This window comes from Streptomyces hypolithicus (genome assembly GCF_052934925.1).
This window is the reverse complement of record NZ_CM128811.1, coordinates 2,787,739-2,801,553: the sequence shown is the minus strand read 5'-3', so window position 1 is coordinate 2,801,553 and position 13,815 is coordinate 2,787,739. Positions and strand designations below refer to the sequence as shown.

Here is a 13,815-nt window from a genome sequence, read left to right as displayed (position 1 = left end):
ACGAGCTTAGACCGGTCGGACTCCGGCCGGTTGGCGTTCAAGCGTGCCTCGGCGTCGGAGGCGCCCCGTCAGCCACGCCCCCACCGCGAGCACCGCGCCGGCCGCCAGCACCACCCAGGCCGCGGTTCGCAGCGGGCTGGTCAGCGCGTCGTAGACGGCGCCGGCCGCCGCCCTGTCCAGGTCCGGAGGCAGGTCGTCCAGCGTGATCCCGCGTCCGGCGACGACCGTGATCAGCAGCAGGACCGCCCCGACCGCCACCGCCACACCCAGCCACGCGAGGGCGCCGAGGCGGCGTAGCGCGAGGAGGATCGCGCCCACCGCCGCGACCAGGGTCGCGACCGGCAGCCAGAAGCCACCGAGCTGGAGCAGACGGTAGATCTCGCGCCAGGTGCCGAGCCGGTCGGACTCCAGGACGGTGACCTCCGTCGGCTCCACCGGAATCTGGTCGGCGAACGGCACCCCGTCCGCGACCAGTTGCTGCTTGACCTCCTCGGCCACGGGCGCCAGGTCGAGGGTCACCTTGTTGCCGCTGCCGTCGTTGAGGGCGTCCTTGAAGGCTGCGTGCGTGGCCCGGTTGACGGTGTTCCACGTCTGCTGGAAGGCGTCCGTACCGGTGAAGGAGACGACTGCCTCGCCAATGAGCTGCGTGGCCCCTTCCTGGAGCGGCCCGAGGTCGATCTCCTGTGTCACCTCGTCGGTGACGCGTCGCGCCACGGCGTTCTGTACGGCCGGGTCCTCGGCCAGCGGCGCCATCGCCGCCACATAGCGTCCGGTGTCCCCGATCTCCCGGTCGGCCCAGACGGCGACGGCGCTCATCGGCACGAGGACGGCCACGAGGACGATCAGTACCGCCGAGAGGTAGCTGCGCATTCCTCCAGGAAAAGCCGTTCCCCGGACACCCGCGACCGCTGCTGCTGCACCTGGGCCTGGGCCTGGGCCTGGGCCTGAACCGGGGCCTGGGCCAGGGCCGGGGTCGGCCTCCTAGATCCACTTGCCGACCACTGCCCCGGGTGTGACCTGGTGAGGAGGGTGGGGTGCGTGCGGCGGAAGGAAAACTGCGATGGCAGCACAAGCGGCGACGCCGTCCGGGCGGCCCGGGCGGACGGACCCTGCCGGGACGACCGACCCTCCCCGTACGACCGAACCATCCGGTACGACGGGGCCCGCCCGTACGTCGGAGCCCGCCGGCGCCGCCCAACCGGCCGGACGCCCGTCCTGGCGCACCGGCCCGGTCCGGCGGCACCCGGGCACCATCCCGGCGACCCTCGGCCTGGTGTACGGGATCATCGCGGCGTTCCTGACCCGCGAAGGCGGCTCCCTCAACGGCTGGGACGTCCTGACCGGCGTGATCTGCGGCCTCGTCCTGGCCGGCCTGTGCTTCCTGCTGGGCCGGGCGCAGTACGCCCTCATCCCCCTGGTCCGCGCCGCCGCGTACGCCGCACTCGCCGGCATCGCGACGGGATTCCTGCACAGCCTGTCCGACGTCAGCGTCCTGCGCTCCGTGGGCCTGGGAGTGGCACTGGCGGCGGGCACGGGCATCACCGCGTTCTACGTCTTCTACACCCGGGAGTGAGCCGGCTGAGGGTGTGGCCTTGAGCTGTAGGGCCAAAGAACGATTACTTCCGGCGGCCGGGGCGGTCAACACTGGAGGAATGATCCGGCGACCCCCCCGGAGGGGCGGAAGACGATGAATGCACAACCCGGCCGAGATCTGGCCATCGAGACGGCCGGCCTGGTCAAGGTGTTCGGCGAGAACCGTGCCGTGGACGGCATCGACCTGGCCGTCCCGGCCGGCACGGTGTACGGCGTGCTCGGCCCCAACGGCGCCGGCAAGACCACCGCGGTGAAGATGCTGGCGACCCTGCTGCGCCCCGACGGCGGGCAGGCGCACGTCTTCGGCAAGGACGTGGTGCGGGAAGCCGACGCGGTGCGGTCGAGGGTCAGCCTCACCGGGCAGTACGCGTCGGTCGACGAGGACCTGACCGGCACCGAGAACCTGGTACTCCTCGGCCGCCTCCTCGGCCACTCCAAGCGCGCCGCACGCATTAGGTCGGGCCAGCTGCTGGAGGCGTTCGGGCTGGCGGAGGCGTCCGACCGGCAGGTCAAGAACTACTCGGGCGGCATGCGGCGCCGTATCGACATCGCGGCGAGCATCCTCAACACCCCCGACCTGCTCTTCCTCGACGAGCCGACCACCGGCCTCGACCCCCGCAGCCGCAACCAGGTGTGGGACATCGTGCGGGCGGTGGTGGCGCAGGGCACGACGGTGCTGCTGACGACGCAGTACCTCGACGAGGCGGACCACCTGGCGTCGCGCATCGCGGTGATCGACCAGGGCAAGGTCATCGCCGAGGGTACGAAGGGCGAGCTCAAGGCGTCGGTCGGATCCGGCTCCGTGCACCTGCGGCTGCGGGACGCGGCCCAGCGTCCGGAAGCGGAGCGCGTCCTGACCAGGGCCCTGAACGCGGCCGTGCAGCTCGACGCCGACCCCGTCGCCCTGACGGCGACGGTGGGCGGGCACGCGGGCGACCAGGGCGCGGCGGAGAAGGCGGCGCGGGCGCTGGCCGAACTCGCCGCGTCGGGGATCACGGTGGACAACTTCGCACTGGGCCAGCCCAGCCTCGACGAGGTCTTCCTGGCCCTGACGGACGGCCGCGTGCAGAGCGGCGTCAGGACGGACGAAGCGATGAGCACCGGGACGACAGGGGTGAGGGCATGACGACGACCGTCTCGACCAAGGACAAGGGTCTCGACGAACTCACTCTCGAAGCCCCGAAGGCCGAGGAGCTCGCCGCGCTGCTCGTGGCCAAGGACCGGCCGGCGCGCCCGAGCGCGCTGTCGGCTTCCCTCACGTTCGGCTGGCGCGCCATGCTCAAGATCAAGCATGTGCCGGAGCAGCTCTTCGACGTGACGGCCTTCCCGATCATGATGGTTCTGATGTACACGTACCTCTTCGGAGGGGCGCTGGCCGGATCGGTCTCGGAGTACATCCAGTTCCTGCTGCCCGGCATCCTCACCATGAGCATCGTGATGATCACCATGTACACGGGCGTCGCGGTCAACAACGACATCACCAAGGGAGTCTTCGACCGCTTCCGTACGCTCCCGATCTGGCGTCCGGCGCCGATGGTCGGTTACCTGCTCGGCGATGTGATCCGCTATCTGATCGCTTCCGTCGTGATGCTGGCCGTCGGCATGATCATCGGCTACCGGGCGGACGGCGGCGTGCTCGGCCTCCTTCTGGGCGTGGCGCTGCTGATGGTCTTCTCGTTCGCGTTCTCGTGGGTCTGGACGATGTTCGGCCTGCTCCTGCGCACCGAGAAGTCGGTCATGGGCGTCAGCATGATGGTGATCTTCCCGCTGACGTTCCTGAGCAATGTCTTCGTGGACCCGAAGACGATGCCGGGCTGGCTGCAGGCGTTCGTCAACAACAGCCCGGTGACACATGTGGCTTCGGCGGTAAGGGACTTGATGGCGGGCAACTGGCCGATGGCGGACATCGCCTGGTCGTTCGGCTGGTCGGCGCTGCTGCTCGTGGTCTTCGGCACGGTCACCATGCGGCTCTACAACCGCAAGTAGGGCTGGGCGTGCGCGCCGGGACGTACGGCACGACGACGATCTGGTGCGCGTCCTCGTAGACGACGCGCCCCGGATCGTCCGACCGCACCAGCCGCCACCCGACGCCGTGGGCGGTGAGGATCTCCAGGTACCCGTCCATACGCGCGATCAGCTCCCCGGCGCCGGCCGCCTTGAATCAGACCGACCGGCAATGGGGGCGAGGTGCGTGCCCCCACACCGCGACGCCGCACCCCCATTGCCGGTCTGTCTTAGGCGGCCGCGCCGGGGTTGACGCGTGCGTCGTAGACGGTCGGATCGACGGTGCTGGGATCGGTGTACGCAGCGTCGTACCAGTCGTTCCCGGCCCGCCTGAACGCCTCCTGCCCGGCGGTCAGCTTTCCGGCCCGCGCCAGGTTGTTCACGAGCCCGAACACCCTGGGAAAGCCGCCGCCGCCCCGGGCGACGGCGCCCTGGAAGCGCACGTACGCGGGGGAGTCGGTGCTGTGTTCACCCATCGCAGCATCGTAGTGAAGGCCGCTGTGCCCCCGCCAATGCCGCGAGTGCCGTCAGCTGCCCCGGGTGAACGCCGGGTCCTCGTCGTCCGGTTCGGACGGCTGCGACTCGTGCCGCTCGGCGGGCGGGTCGGCGGCTACGGCCGCCCCGGACGAGCGGGCGGCTTGGGCGCGCAGCATGGCGTTCAGGGCCGCGAAGGGGTCGATGGGCATGACGAACGTCCTTACGCCGAGGGGAGCGTTGTTGAGCACGGGCGTACGGAGCACCGGCCCCCTCAGCAGCGCAGCACCACCCCGCGCACCGCAGTCACCGGCGCCACCCCGCCCCGCGGCCCGGCCACCCGCTGCGAGATCGGCGTACGCCGGTACGACGTCACCGCACCGGCCGCGCGCCCCCTGCTGCCACTCCCGACCCGCGCCCGGCCACGCCCGCCCCGCGTGCTCTCCCCCGCCCCGCGCACCTCGCTGTCGGCGGCATCCGAAGGCTGCCCCTCGGCGCCACCCGCACCCCCGCCGGTAACCCCGCCGACACCCCCGCCCGCCACTTCCACGGCCGGGGCCGTCGCCGTCCGCCCCGTCAGGCAGCCGCTCCCGCCCAGCACCGCACCGGTGACCACGGCGAGAAACACCGTGAGCACCACCAGCACAGTCGGCGCGCCGCGGCGCACCGCGCGCGGGACGGGGCAGCACGAGGCAGGCATGTGGCTCTCGTCCCACGTACGAGCCGGTTCCTATGCCGTACGAGCGCCAAGTCCCTCCACCGGACCAGCGATGCACCCGCCGGCACCCCGCGCTGCGCCGTTACGGCCTGGTGCGCGATAGGGGACGGGCCCGCGACGCCGGCTACGGCACCTCGCCGCGTTGGCGAAACGCCCTGATACCTCCGCTATGAGGACGCTCCGCCGCCTTGCGATGCACCGCATCCGACGCCGCGGGCTGATCCGCCCCCTATCGCGCGCACCAGGCCGTAACACTTTCGTCATCCGGAATCCCGGGCCGGCGTCGGCCCCGGGGCATTGAATGACCTCCATGAGGCGCATATTCCGTAAGCCCGTTATCGTCGGGGTGCTGCTCGCCGGAGTACTGGCGGTCGGCGTGGGTCTGTACTGGTTCCAGCCGTGGAAAATCTGGGTGGACGACACTGTGCAGGACGCACTGCCCACCACCGCACTCCCCACCACCCCGCCCCCGGCGTCCACCCCGCCCCCGTCCCCCGCGGCCGAAGCGTCGACCGCCCCGGCCACCGAATCCGAGACGCCCGCCGCGCCGCCCGCGCTGCGGACCCTCGCCTCCGGCAGCCTGATCAGCCACGAGCACGGCACCAGCGGCACCGCGAAGATCCTGCGCCTCCCCGACGGCTCCCACACCCTGCGCCTGGAGAATCTCGACACCAGCAACGGCCCGGACCTGCACGTCTGGCTCACCGATGCCCCCGTCAAGGAGGGCAGGGCCGGCTGGCACGTGTTCGACGACGGCAGGTATGTGAGCCTGGGCAAGCTCAAGGGCAACAAGGGCGACCAGAACTACGTCCTCCCGGCCGGCCTCGACCTGAAGAACCTCACCAGCGTCAGCATCTGGTGCGACCGCTTCAACGTCTCCTTCGGCGCCGCGAAACTCACCGCCCCCGCGTAGAACCTGTCCGGCAGCGGCGGGAAAGCACGTGCCGGGCGTGAGGCCCCGCACTACGATCACCGTGCGGCGTCGCGTGCCGGTCACCGCCCGGGTGAGGCATGGAGGCGCCCGTGAGTCTGCCCCACGGAGGCATTCCGCCATGGCCGTACAGCTGAATCACACCATCGTGCACTCCCTGGACAACCGGGAATCAGCGGAGTTCTTCGCCCACATCATGGGTCTCGAAGTGGGCGAAGAATGGGGCCCGTTCGTCGCCGTCGAACTCAGCAACGGTGTCACCCTCGACTTCGCCACGGTCGGCGCGGAGTCGATTTCGGTCCAGCACTACGCGTTCCTCGTCACCGAGCGGGAATTCGACGGCATCTACCGGCGCATCCGGGACCGCGGGGTCACTTACTTCGCCGATCCCCACCGCAAGCAGCCGGGCGAGATCAACCACAACGACGGAGGCCGGGGCATCTACTTCATCGACCCGGCCGGGCACGCCCTGGAGGCGATCACCCGCCCGTACGGCAGCGGCAGCGAGGAGAGTTCGTAGCTCACGCACCGCACCGGCCGAACTCCCGCTCCCGGAAGCTGATTTCCGTACGTACGCACTATCCGTCATTACATCGGGGGAACGGTGTAGGGCCCCGTCCGGTAGGCCGCGTATAAAGGTTGCCGGACGAACTCGGAGGAGCGACGAGTGGCCAGTGCGACAGAAGCCGTGAGCACACTGATGGTGCAGAATTTCGGAGTCGATCCAGCAGCTGTCCGTCCCGAGATTCCCCTCTACGAACTCCGCATGGATTCCCTCGCGCTGGAGGAGTTCCGCATCCTCATCGAGGACCAGCTGGACATCGACCTGGAGGACGCCTCGCTGACCTCACGAGACACCGTGGGCCAGCTGGTCGCACTCGTGCACAGCAAGACAGCCGGGTGACCGGGCCGACGGCGCACTCGCGCCGGCAGCCGCCCTTCACGGCGGCGGTGACCGGGCTCGGCCTGGTCACGGCGGCAGGCGTGGGGACCGACGCGGTGTGGCGCAATGTCACCCGCAGCACGGCCCCCACGTCCGTCGGACCGCAGGAGGAACTCCGCGACCTGCCCTGCGACTTCATGTACACCGTCGGCGCGGACGACCTGGACACCGCACAGGTGCTCGGGGTGGCGACCCAGCGCCTGATGGACCGTTTCGCCCAGCTCGCCGTGGTGGCCGCGCGCGAGGCCGTCGCGGACGCCGGGCTCGACCCCGCCGTCTGGGACAGCGGCCGCGTCGCGGTCGTCATCGGGTCGGCCCACGGCGGTCTGCCCTTCTACGACGGCCAGCACGCCGCACTGACGGCGAAGGGCCCGCGCCGCGTCTCGCCCAAGCTCGCCCCGCTGACCGTCGTCAACAGCGCGGCCAGCAGCGTCTGCATGGACCTCGGCGTGCGCGGCCCCAGCCTGGCCGTCTCCACCGCCTGCTCATCGGGCACCGTCGCCATCGGCACCGCCCACCAGCTGCTGCGCGCCGGGGTCTGCGACATCGCCGTGGCGGGCGGCGCCGAGTCGGTCTGCTCGCGGCTCCTCATCGCCAGCGCCTGCCAGATGCGGGCGGTGTCCACCCGCCGCGACGACCCGGCCTCGGCCTGCCGCCCCTTCGACGCCGACCGCGACGGGTTCGTCGTCGGCGAGGGCGCCGGGCTGCTGGTGATGGAACACCCCGAGCACGCGGCCGCCCGGGGCGCCCGGATCCGGGCGGGCATCGCCGGGTACGGCGCCTCCAGCGACTCGTACTCCGCCGTCGCCCCCGACCCCGAGGGCAAGGGCATCGAGAGCGCCCTGCGCACCGCCCTGGCCGACGCGGACCTCTCCCCGTCCGACATCGGCCACGTCAACGCGCACGGCACCTCGACCGTCTTCAACGACCTCATCGAGGCGACCATGCTGGACCGCCTCCTCGGCCCCGGCCCCCTCGTGACCTCCACCAAGGCCATGACCGGGCACACCCTGGGCGCGGCCGGCGGGATCGAGACCGCCCTGACCGTGCTCGCCCTGCAACACCAGCTGGTCCCCCCGACGGCCAACCTGGAGTCGCTCGACCCGCGCGTGCCGGTCGAGGTGGTCGCCAAGGCCGCCCGGCCCGCGACGTTCGACGCCGCCGTGAAGACGTCGCTCGGATTCGGCGGCCACAACGCCGCGCTCGTGCTCACCCGTCACTGACGTCGAGAAGGAGCCAGCAGCATGCCCGAGGAAGTCCAGGCAGAGGAAACCGTCCGGTCCCTGTCGGTGAACGGGCTGGGCTACTCCTACCGTCTGCTCTCCCGGACCGGCGCCCCCCTCACCGAACCGGTGGTCGTCCTCGGCGGCGCGTTGCAGGGGATGCTCGGCTGGCCCCAGATGGAGGGCCGGCTGGGCCCCGTCGCGGACGTAGTCACCGCGGACCTGCCCGGCATGGGAACCGCCGACCCGCTGCCGCCGGGACCGAGCGCCGACATCCTGTGCGCCGCCGTCACCCGGATCATCGACGACCTCGGCGTACCCCGCGTCAACCTCTTCGGCTTCTCGTACGGCGCCGCGCTCGCCTTCCGCTGCGCCCAGCGCGACCCCGGACGGGTCGCGCGGCTGGTGCTGGGAGGCGTACCCGCGCACATCAGCGATGCCCAGCGGGCGCACTGGCGGCGGGCCACCGACCGGCTGGCAGCGGGGGACACCGGCGGCTTCGCGACCCTGGTCACGGAGGCCCTGATGTGCCTGGACCCCGACCGGCACGTGGCCCGCAGAGATCTGGCGTACCGGTACGTCAGGCGCTCCATGCTGCTCGCCGTCACGCACTCCCCCCACGCGGCGGACTCGGTGCACCGCTCGCTCGGTGACCGGCCGGACTTCTCGGGCGGCCTGTCGGGCGTCCCGGCGCTGGTCTTCACGGGGGAGCACGACACGGTCACGTCTGCGGAGGTGCAGCGCGCCTTCGCGGCCACGATCGAGGGCAGCCGGTTCACCACCATCCGGGACGCCGACCACTGGGTCGTACTGGAGAAGGCCGAAGAGGTCGCCGACCTCGCGCTGCGGTTCTTCACCGACCGGCCACTTTCGTCGGCCGGGTACCTGAACGTGGTCCCGCGCCAAGAACGTACGCCCGACCACAGCCCGGCGTGACGGCGAGCCGGCTGGCTCGCGTGACCTCCGCCCGATGTCCGCCGTTGGCAGAGCATGAGGATGACGAGGATGACGAAGAAGCACAGCGTGACCGCGGCCGCCTCACTGATCGCCGGCCTGGCAGCGGCTTTCGCGGGAATCGCCGCACCGGCTCAGGCGAACGACGCCGACCTCAGCAATCTGGCCCCGCTCCCGCTCGACCTCCCCGATATCGGGGACGGGAGCTTCAAAGACCTGGACAAGATGATCGAGTCCTGAGACCGACCGGCATCAGGCGTTCGGGTGACGATGTCTTCTATTGAGTTTCTTCGGTGGCAGCAGATCGTTACCGATGCGACGGCGACGCTACGGGCGTGAAGAAAACGGACTCGTGCAGTGCGAAGGACGTGGCTGTGTAGGATGTCGCCGCCGGAAAGGTTTTTAAAGTGAAGTACATGAAGAGCGCCGCATTCGTCGCCGGTTCGCTCCTGGCCGTCGGTGTCGCCTCCCCGGCCCTTGCCGATTCCGAGGCTTCCGGCGTCACCACGAACTCCCCCGGCGTCATCTCCGGGAACAGCGTGCAGGTCCCGATCCACATTCCGGTGAATATCTGCGGCAACACGATCAACGTGGTCGGCCTGCTGAACCCGGCCTTCGGCAACGTCTGCATCAACAAGTAGTTCTCCGTCCGAACCGATAGGTGTTCGGGTCCTGGATGGCCCCTGAGCGCATGCCATGCGCCCGGGGGCCATCTCAATCTCCTCATCGCGTGTGGGCACATCGGCTCACCCGCCCGCACGAAAGACAGGGATCGGCAAAGTGCGACAGGTTTTGAGCAGGGGCGTTTTCGCGGCGGCTGCCGCGTCCGGTCTCCTCGCCATGTCCGGTGGTTCCGCCCACGCGGATGCCGGAGCTGCCGGGCAGGCTTCCAACTCGCCGGGCGTACTGTCCGGCAACAACGTCCAGGCTCCCGTACACGTCCCGGTGAACGTCTGTGGCAACACGGTCAACGTCGTCGCCTTCCTGAACCCGGCCTTTGGCAACGAGTGCGCCAACGTCTCGTCGTCCAAGAAGTCGCCGGGCCACGACCGTCCGGGCCACGAGCGCCCGGGCGGCGGGCACCCCGGTGGGGGACACCCCGGCGGTGGGAACCCCGGTGGCGGGCACCCCGGGCAGGAGCCGCCCGGACACGAGCACCCCGGCGAGGAGCCGTCCGGCGGGAAGCCTCCGGCCGGCGAGCAGCCCGGGCACGAGCAGCCCGGGCACGAGCAGCCCGGGCACGAGCAGCCCGGGCACGAGACGCCCGGTCACGAGCAGCCCCCCGAGTGCGACGAGCCGGGCGGGTCGAAGCCCGGGGGCCCGGCCGGTCCTGGGAAGACCCCGTCCAAGCCGCGCCCGGTCGAGCAGCCGGCCGAGGAGCCGCAGGCCCCCGGCGTCGTCCCGGCAGAGCAGCCCGCGCACCAGCCCCAGACGCCCCCGCGCGTGGCCGAGGTGGTGACGCCGGCCGCGGTCGAGCTGCCGGCCCAGGCGCCCCGCGGCATCGAGGGCGCGCCCGCCCTCGCCCACACCGGCGCCGATGACCTCGGCGTGGCCGCCGCGCTCAGCGCCGCGCTGATCGGCGGCGGCGTGCTGCTGTTCCGGCGTACCAAGGCCGCGAAGGTCTGAGCCGAAACGGCCGGACGGACCGAAGGCGGGGCGGGCTCCACGGAGTCCGCCCCGCCATCATGTTCGACCGTGTTTTCGCGCCCCGGCATACGAGTGAATCGCCAAGAACGGTGTACGGGTTCAGTTTCTCTGCGCGCAGGGTTTCGTTAGTCCTGACGTAAGTGGCACGGAACAGCACCGCCAGAATCTCACGGTCACAAAATTCGTAGTCCGCGGATTTACGCCAGCACGAAGAGGGATTACTGAAATGAAGTACATGAAGGCCGCCTCGGCCCTTGCCGTTTCGATGATCGCCGCGGGAGCTGCCGCCGGAGCGGCGTCGCCGGCGGGGGCCGCCGAGCACTCGATGAGCCTGAACTCGGGTGTTCAGCAACTGGCGGACGCCCTCAACCGTACGCAGCCTGTCGACTCCACCGTCCAGCCCCTGCTGAAGGCGGCGAGCGAGACCACCCAGGCCGTCAACGAGGCGCGGGAAGGCGACCCTTCGCGTCTGCTGAGCGGCGCGGTGGACACCGCGGAGGCCGCCGCTCCGCTGGTCGGTGGCATGCCGCTCGGCGGCTGACGAAGCCCCGCGCCCGAGGCCGGTACGTACACCGAAGATGTGTGTACCGGTCTTCTGCCGTACCGGGCAGGAACGCGACCGGCCGCCGCCCAACACACAACCGCCACACACAGCAGTGCGCCCCCGACCTGCGTAGGGGGCGCACTGCTGTGTGAACGCGATCAGCGTCAGTCGTTGTCCGCGCCGTTGCCGGCGATGGCGTTGTCCAGGAGGTGCGAGAGCGTCTCGTCGCCCTTGACCTGGCTGGAGTTCTCCACGCACTGCTGGTTCTGCGGGTTGGACAGGATGTCCTGAACACCGACGTTGACGAGGCCGACAACGTTCTGGATGTTCTTGATCGGGACGGTGACGCACGGCTTGTTGAGCGAGCCCTGGACGATGGACAGCTGCGGGCTCTGGTCACCGTGGGTGGTGGCGTTACCGTACGCCTGCTTCGAACCGTTGCCGCTCGCGGCGAGGTTGGCCGAGTCGTCGCCGGCTGCGATGGCCTGACCGGCTCCGGCAGCGCCGAACCCGACTACAGAGGCAGCGACCGCCGCCGTCGTCATCATCTTCTTGAGCATTTGATTTCCTTGTTAGTCCGAAACTCAGGGTTCTGCGATCAGGCTCACTTTCGAGATGAAGATTGGTTGCGCCGATTCACCCGAATGGTATGCAAGGCCCCTTCGATCCGATCCTGCGCGGCCAAATGGGTGACACAGGAGAACCAACCCACCGTTGCGGAGTTGGTCAGTGAGCCTCACCTCGGGGTACGACATGGGAAGAGGGAAAAGTGGTCAAGAAGGTCATGGCTACCGCTGCCGTCGCCGTCTCCGTCATGGGCCTCGGTGCCGCGGCCGCCCCGCAGGCGATGGCGGCCGGCGACGACCGCGAGCACGCAGCAGCGAGTGGCAACGGAGCCTCGCAGATCTACGGCAACGCCACCACGCACGGCGACATGAGCCCGCAGCTGTCGCTCATCCAGGGCTCGTTCAACAAGCCCTGCATCGCCGTCCCGGTGAAGAACATCCAGAACGTTGTCGGCCTCGTCAACGTCGGTGTTCAGGACATCCTGTCCAACCCGCAGAACCAGCAGTGCGTGGAGAACTCCAGCCAGGTCAAGGGCGACGAGACGCTCTCGCACGTCCTGGACAACCTCCTCGCGGGCAACGGCGCGGTGAACGACTGACCCGTCGCGAAGGCAGCGGAGACTCGGGTCGCCGCACCACCTCCTTGGCGGTGATCCGGGTCGACGCCCTGGTCGGGGCGTGACGGAGAGACCAGCCGCTCTTTCCACCCCCGACCACAACCTTCAGGCCCCGCAGATGACTTCTCATCTGCGGGGCCTGAAGGCTGTGGGGGGTGTGGGCGTGGACGGTGCGGAGGCCTCGTGCGGGTTACTTCCGCAGCGTGGTCACCGGAATGACGCAGTGGGCGGACGCCCCCAGTACCTCCTCGTCGCTGACGAAGGCCTTCAGGTCATCGGCCTCGACCGGGACGCCGGGGGCGCCCTTGGGCCAGGGGCGGGTCGTGAAGAGGAAGTGCACGTGCCCCCGCTTGATGGCCGCGGCGGTCCACTCGTCCGGCACGAGGCACTGGACCTTCAGGCTCGGCATCGTCAGCGAGGCGCTGCCGCTCGCCAGCAGCACCGTCACCGGGAACTTGGACCGGGAGCCGTCCACCACTCCGGCGCCCACCGGAAGGCCGGTCTGGTCCAGGAGGTGCCGTACGGCCCTCTCGCCGGCTTCGGGGCCGGCTGATCCGTCGCCAAGCGAATAGGCGAGCAGGAACGCCATGTCGCGGCCGTCGTCGATGTTCTCCCCGGCCCAGGCGATGACCGAGATGGTGCCCAAGTGGCTCTGTTCGAACGGCGTTTCAGTGGTCTGTGAGGTCATACGTCGGGACCCTAATTGCCCAAAGCGGGTGCGCCCGCCCATAACTCACCCGGAAGGGCTAACAGCGCCGTGCGCAATACCTCGTACGAGGAGCGCGCTCACTCCCCGCTCACTCCGCGCCCACGCCCGGCTCACTCCGCGTTCGCGATGACCTTGCGTACGTTCTCCAGACTTCCGCACCCGGTTTCCAGCAGGCGCCCGCGTTCCCGGTTGAACGCTTCGGCCAGTTCCGCACGCCGCTCGTCCGTGACGAGTTCCCTGGCGCTGTTGAGGATGGAACGCTCTTCCTCGTCCAGGTGATGGGTGACGGCTTCGGACAGCGCCTCCAGCTTCTCGTCCCACTCGTCCGAACCGACCTCGGACACCTCCAGCAGGGCGGCCAGGGCCTTGTTTCCCTCGGTGTGCTCCTCCTTGCCGTGGTCGACCTCTTCGTTGTCGACCTTCCGGTAGCGGCGCAGCGCCGGGTAGACCTCCGCCTCCTCGGCCTCACCGTGGGCGATGAGCAGGTCCGCGAACTCGCGCAGCGCGGCTGCCCGGTCCGCCTCGACGCTGCGCATCGCGTGGAACAGGTCCTCCATGCGCCGGTGGTCGTCCAGGATCAGTGCCACCACGTCGGTTCCGCTGCTCTGCGCCATGCTGTCCGCCTCCTGTGTATTTGTGGGTATCCGCTGCCCACCGTCTGCCCAGTAATCCGGGCCGCACCCCTGGCGCCGCACCCCTTGGCCAGGGAGTGTTCTAGAAGTAGCGACGTCCGCCCGGAGGGCGGGTCTCGCGTGGTCTGGTGCGTGCGATCGCAAGGCGCCGGGACGGTCTCGTAGCGGAGCTACTAGGGCATTTCGGCAACGCGGCGAGGATGGGGTCTCCCCTGGTCGAGCGGAGCCGAGACCTTGGGGAAGTGCCAGACCACGCGAGA

The 13,815-nt window shown here is 70.0% G+C and carries 20 protein-coding genes; 13 read left to right on the top strand and 7 right to left on the bottom strand.

What is annotated here, in order from left to right; translation table 11 throughout:
- Positions 1-6: 6 nt before the first annotated feature.
- Positions 7-870: a hypothetical protein gene (locus tag ACU6WZ_RS13235; protein ID WP_447033542.1), complete on the bottom strand. Its 864-nt coding sequence runs from the start codon at positions 868-870 to the stop codon at positions 7-9.
- Between the two features lie 190 nt (positions 871-1,060).
- Between ACU6WZ_RS13235 and ACU6WZ_RS13230 the strand changes: the two genes are divergently transcribed.
- The 3 genes from ACU6WZ_RS13230 to ACU6WZ_RS13220 all read left to right on the top strand — a co-directional run bounded on the left by ACU6WZ_RS13230 (position 1,061) and on the right by ACU6WZ_RS13220 (position 3,579).
- Positions 1,061-1,573, top strand: a complete 513-nt coding sequence (locus ACU6WZ_RS13230; protein WP_447033541.1) for a hypothetical protein — start codon at positions 1,061-1,063, stop codon at positions 1,571-1,573.
- Between the two features lie 114 nt (positions 1,574-1,687).
- The gene (locus ACU6WZ_RS13225) at positions 1,688-2,719 is read left to right on the top strand and encodes an efflux ABC transporter ATPase subunit, DrrA-related (protein ID WP_447033540.1); all 1,032 of its coding nucleotides are present in this window, start codon (positions 1,688-1,690) and stop codon (positions 2,717-2,719) included.
- Positions 2,716-3,579: an ABC transporter permease gene (locus tag ACU6WZ_RS13220; RefSeq protein ID WP_447033538.1), complete on the top strand. Its 864-nt coding sequence runs from the start codon at positions 2,716-2,718 to the stop codon at positions 3,577-3,579. The genes ACU6WZ_RS13225 and ACU6WZ_RS13220 overlap by 4 nt, the downstream gene beginning before the upstream one ends.
- 248 nt (positions 3,580-3,827) lie before the next feature.
- Here the strand turns inward: ACU6WZ_RS13220 and ACU6WZ_RS13215 are convergent, their stop codons facing one another.
- The 3 genes from ACU6WZ_RS13215 to ACU6WZ_RS13205 all read right to left on the bottom strand — a co-directional run bounded on the left by ACU6WZ_RS13215 (position 3,828) and on the right by ACU6WZ_RS13205 (position 4,771).
- The gene (locus tag ACU6WZ_RS13215; protein WP_447033536.1) at positions 3,828-4,073 is read right to left on the bottom strand and encodes a hypothetical protein; all 246 of its coding nucleotides are present in this window, start codon (positions 4,071-4,073) and stop codon (positions 3,828-3,830) included.
- Between the two features lie 51 nt (positions 4,074-4,124).
- Positions 4,125-4,283, bottom strand: a complete 159-nt coding sequence (locus ACU6WZ_RS13210) for a hypothetical protein (protein ID WP_447033535.1) — start codon at positions 4,281-4,283, stop codon at positions 4,125-4,127.
- A 62-nt stretch (positions 4,284-4,345) separates the two neighbouring features.
- Positions 4,346-4,771, bottom strand: coding sequence for a hypothetical protein (locus ACU6WZ_RS13205; protein ID WP_447033533.1), 426 nt, complete (start codon positions 4,769-4,771; stop codon positions 4,346-4,348).
- Between the two features lie 319 nt (positions 4,772-5,090).
- Here ACU6WZ_RS13205 and ACU6WZ_RS13200 point away from each other — a divergent pair, with 319 nt between their 5' ends.
- The 9 genes from ACU6WZ_RS13200 (at position 5,091) to ACU6WZ_RS13160 (ending at position 11,028) form a co-directional block, all read left to right on the top strand.
- The gene (locus tag ACU6WZ_RS13200) at positions 5,091-5,702 is read left to right on the top strand and encodes a DM13 domain-containing protein (protein WP_447033531.1); all 612 of its coding nucleotides are present in this window, start codon (positions 5,091-5,093) and stop codon (positions 5,700-5,702) included.
- Between the two features lie 139 nt (positions 5,703-5,841).
- The gene (locus tag ACU6WZ_RS13195; protein WP_447033530.1) at positions 5,842-6,240 is read left to right on the top strand and encodes a VOC family protein; all 399 of its coding nucleotides are present in this window, start codon (positions 5,842-5,844) and stop codon (positions 6,238-6,240) included.
- Between the two features lie 180 nt (positions 6,241-6,420).
- The gene (locus ACU6WZ_RS13190; RefSeq protein ID WP_447034017.1) at positions 6,421-6,624 is read left to right on the top strand and encodes an acyl carrier protein; all 204 of its coding nucleotides are present in this window, start codon (positions 6,421-6,423) and stop codon (positions 6,622-6,624) included.
- On the top strand, positions 6,621-7,886 hold the full coding sequence (locus ACU6WZ_RS13185) for a beta-ketoacyl-[acyl-carrier-protein] synthase family protein (protein ID WP_447033529.1): 1,266 nt from the start codon (positions 6,621-6,623) through the stop codon (positions 7,884-7,886). The genes ACU6WZ_RS13190 and ACU6WZ_RS13185 overlap by 4 nt, the downstream gene beginning before the upstream one ends.
- Before the next feature lie 21 nt (positions 7,887-7,907).
- Positions 7,908-8,822 carry an alpha/beta fold hydrolase gene (locus ACU6WZ_RS13180; RefSeq protein ID WP_447033528.1) on the top strand — a complete coding sequence of 305 codons (915 nt, stop codon included), beginning with the start codon at positions 7,908-7,910 and terminating at the stop codon, positions 8,820-8,822.
- A 69-nt stretch (positions 8,823-8,891) separates the two neighbouring features.
- The gene (locus tag ACU6WZ_RS13175) at positions 8,892-9,080 is read left to right on the top strand and encodes a hypothetical protein (RefSeq protein ID WP_447033526.1); all 189 of its coding nucleotides are present in this window, start codon (positions 8,892-8,894) and stop codon (positions 9,078-9,080) included.
- Positions 9,081-9,247: 167 nt separating this feature from the next.
- Positions 9,248-9,481 carry a chaplin gene (locus ACU6WZ_RS13170; RefSeq protein WP_447033524.1) on the top strand — a complete coding sequence of 78 codons (234 nt, stop codon included), beginning with the start codon at positions 9,248-9,250 and terminating at the stop codon, positions 9,479-9,481.
- Between the two features lie 151 nt (positions 9,482-9,632).
- Entirely contained in the window at positions 9,633-10,466 is an 834-nt protein-coding gene (locus tag ACU6WZ_RS13165; protein ID WP_447033523.1) for a chaplin, read from the top strand.
- A gap of 247 nt (positions 10,467-10,713) precedes the next feature.
- Positions 10,714-11,028, top strand: a complete 315-nt coding sequence (locus tag ACU6WZ_RS13160) for a hypothetical protein (RefSeq protein ID WP_447033521.1) — start codon at positions 10,714-10,716, stop codon at positions 11,026-11,028.
- Between the two features lie 167 nt (positions 11,029-11,195).
- Here the strand turns inward: ACU6WZ_RS13160 and ACU6WZ_RS13155 are convergent, their stop codons facing one another.
- Positions 11,196-11,591 carry a rodlin gene (locus ACU6WZ_RS13155; protein ID WP_447033520.1) on the bottom strand — a complete coding sequence of 132 codons (396 nt, stop codon included), beginning with the start codon at positions 11,589-11,591 and terminating at the stop codon, positions 11,196-11,198.
- A 209-nt stretch (positions 11,592-11,800) separates the two neighbouring features.
- Between ACU6WZ_RS13155 and ACU6WZ_RS13150 the strand changes: the two genes are divergently transcribed.
- Complete coding sequence (locus tag ACU6WZ_RS13150) at positions 11,801-12,196, top strand: rodlin (RefSeq protein ID WP_447033519.1); 396 nt, start codon at positions 11,801-11,803, stop codon at positions 12,194-12,196.
- A gap of 208 nt (positions 12,197-12,404) precedes the next feature.
- On the opposite strand, the gene ACU6WZ_RS13145 is transcribed toward ACU6WZ_RS13150, so the two are convergent.
- Together ACU6WZ_RS13145 and ACU6WZ_RS13140 are read right to left on the bottom strand one after the other, a co-directional pair.
- Positions 12,405-12,902 carry a DUF5949 family protein gene (locus ACU6WZ_RS13145; protein WP_447033518.1) on the bottom strand — a complete coding sequence of 166 codons (498 nt, stop codon included), beginning with the start codon at positions 12,900-12,902 and terminating at the stop codon, positions 12,405-12,407.
- Positions 12,903-13,033: 131 nt separating this feature from the next.
- Complete coding sequence (locus tag ACU6WZ_RS13140) at positions 13,034-13,537, bottom strand: hemerythrin domain-containing protein (protein WP_447033516.1); 504 nt, start codon at positions 13,535-13,537, stop codon at positions 13,034-13,036.
- Positions 13,538-13,815 lie beyond the last annotated feature (278 nt).

What these genes read in the sequence shown, in the direction of transcription:
- ACU6WZ_RS13235 (WP_447033542.1), bottom strand. Translation starts at nt 870, where the DNA reads ATGCGCAGCTACCTCTCGGCGGTACTGATCGTCCTCGTGGCCGTCCTC.
- ACU6WZ_RS13230 (WP_447033541.1), top strand. Translation starts at nt 1,061, where the DNA reads ATGGCAGCACAAGCGGCGACGCCGTCCGGGCGGCCCGGGCGGACGGAC.
- ACU6WZ_RS13225 (WP_447033540.1), top strand. Translation starts at nt 1,688, where the DNA reads ATGAATGCACAACCCGGCCGAGATCTGGCCATCGAGACGGCCGGCCTG.
- ACU6WZ_RS13220 (WP_447033538.1), top strand. Translation starts at nt 2,716, where the DNA reads ATGACGACGACCGTCTCGACCAAGGACAAGGGTCTCGACGAACTCACT.
- ACU6WZ_RS13215 (WP_447033536.1), bottom strand. Translation starts at nt 4,073, where the DNA reads ATGGGTGAACACAGCACCGACTCCCCCGCGTACGTGCGCTTCCAGGGC.
- ACU6WZ_RS13210 (WP_447033535.1), bottom strand. Translation starts at nt 4,283, where the DNA reads ATGCCCATCGACCCCTTCGCGGCCCTGAACGCCATGCTGCGCGCCCAA.
- ACU6WZ_RS13205 (WP_447033533.1), bottom strand. Translation starts at nt 4,771, where the DNA reads ATGCCTGCCTCGTGCTGCCCCGTCCCGCGCGCGGTGCGCCGCGGCGCG.
- ACU6WZ_RS13200 (WP_447033531.1), top strand. Translation starts at nt 5,091, where the DNA reads ATGACCTCCATGAGGCGCATATTCCGTAAGCCCGTTATCGTCGGGGTG.
- ACU6WZ_RS13195 (WP_447033530.1), top strand. Translation starts at nt 5,842, where the DNA reads ATGGCCGTACAGCTGAATCACACCATCGTGCACTCCCTGGACAACCGG.
- ACU6WZ_RS13190 (WP_447034017.1), top strand. Translation starts at nt 6,421, where the DNA reads ATGGTGCAGAATTTCGGAGTCGATCCAGCAGCTGTCCGTCCCGAGATT.
- ACU6WZ_RS13180 (WP_447033528.1), top strand. Translation starts at nt 7,908, where the DNA reads ATGCCCGAGGAAGTCCAGGCAGAGGAAACCGTCCGGTCCCTGTCGGTG.
- ACU6WZ_RS13175 (WP_447033526.1), top strand. Translation starts at nt 8,892, where the DNA reads ATGACGAAGAAGCACAGCGTGACCGCGGCCGCCTCACTGATCGCCGGC.
- ACU6WZ_RS13160 (WP_447033521.1), top strand. Translation starts at nt 10,714, where the DNA reads ATGAAGTACATGAAGGCCGCCTCGGCCCTTGCCGTTTCGATGATCGCC.
- ACU6WZ_RS13155 (WP_447033520.1), bottom strand. Translation starts at nt 11,591, where the DNA reads ATGCTCAAGAAGATGATGACGACGGCGGCGGTCGCTGCCTCTGTAGTC.
- ACU6WZ_RS13145 (WP_447033518.1), bottom strand. Translation starts at nt 12,902, where the DNA reads ATGACCTCACAGACCACTGAAACGCCGTTCGAACAGAGCCACTTGGGC.
- ACU6WZ_RS13140 (WP_447033516.1), bottom strand. Translation starts at nt 13,537, where the DNA reads ATGGCGCAGAGCAGCGGAACCGACGTGGTGGCACTGATCCTGGACGAC.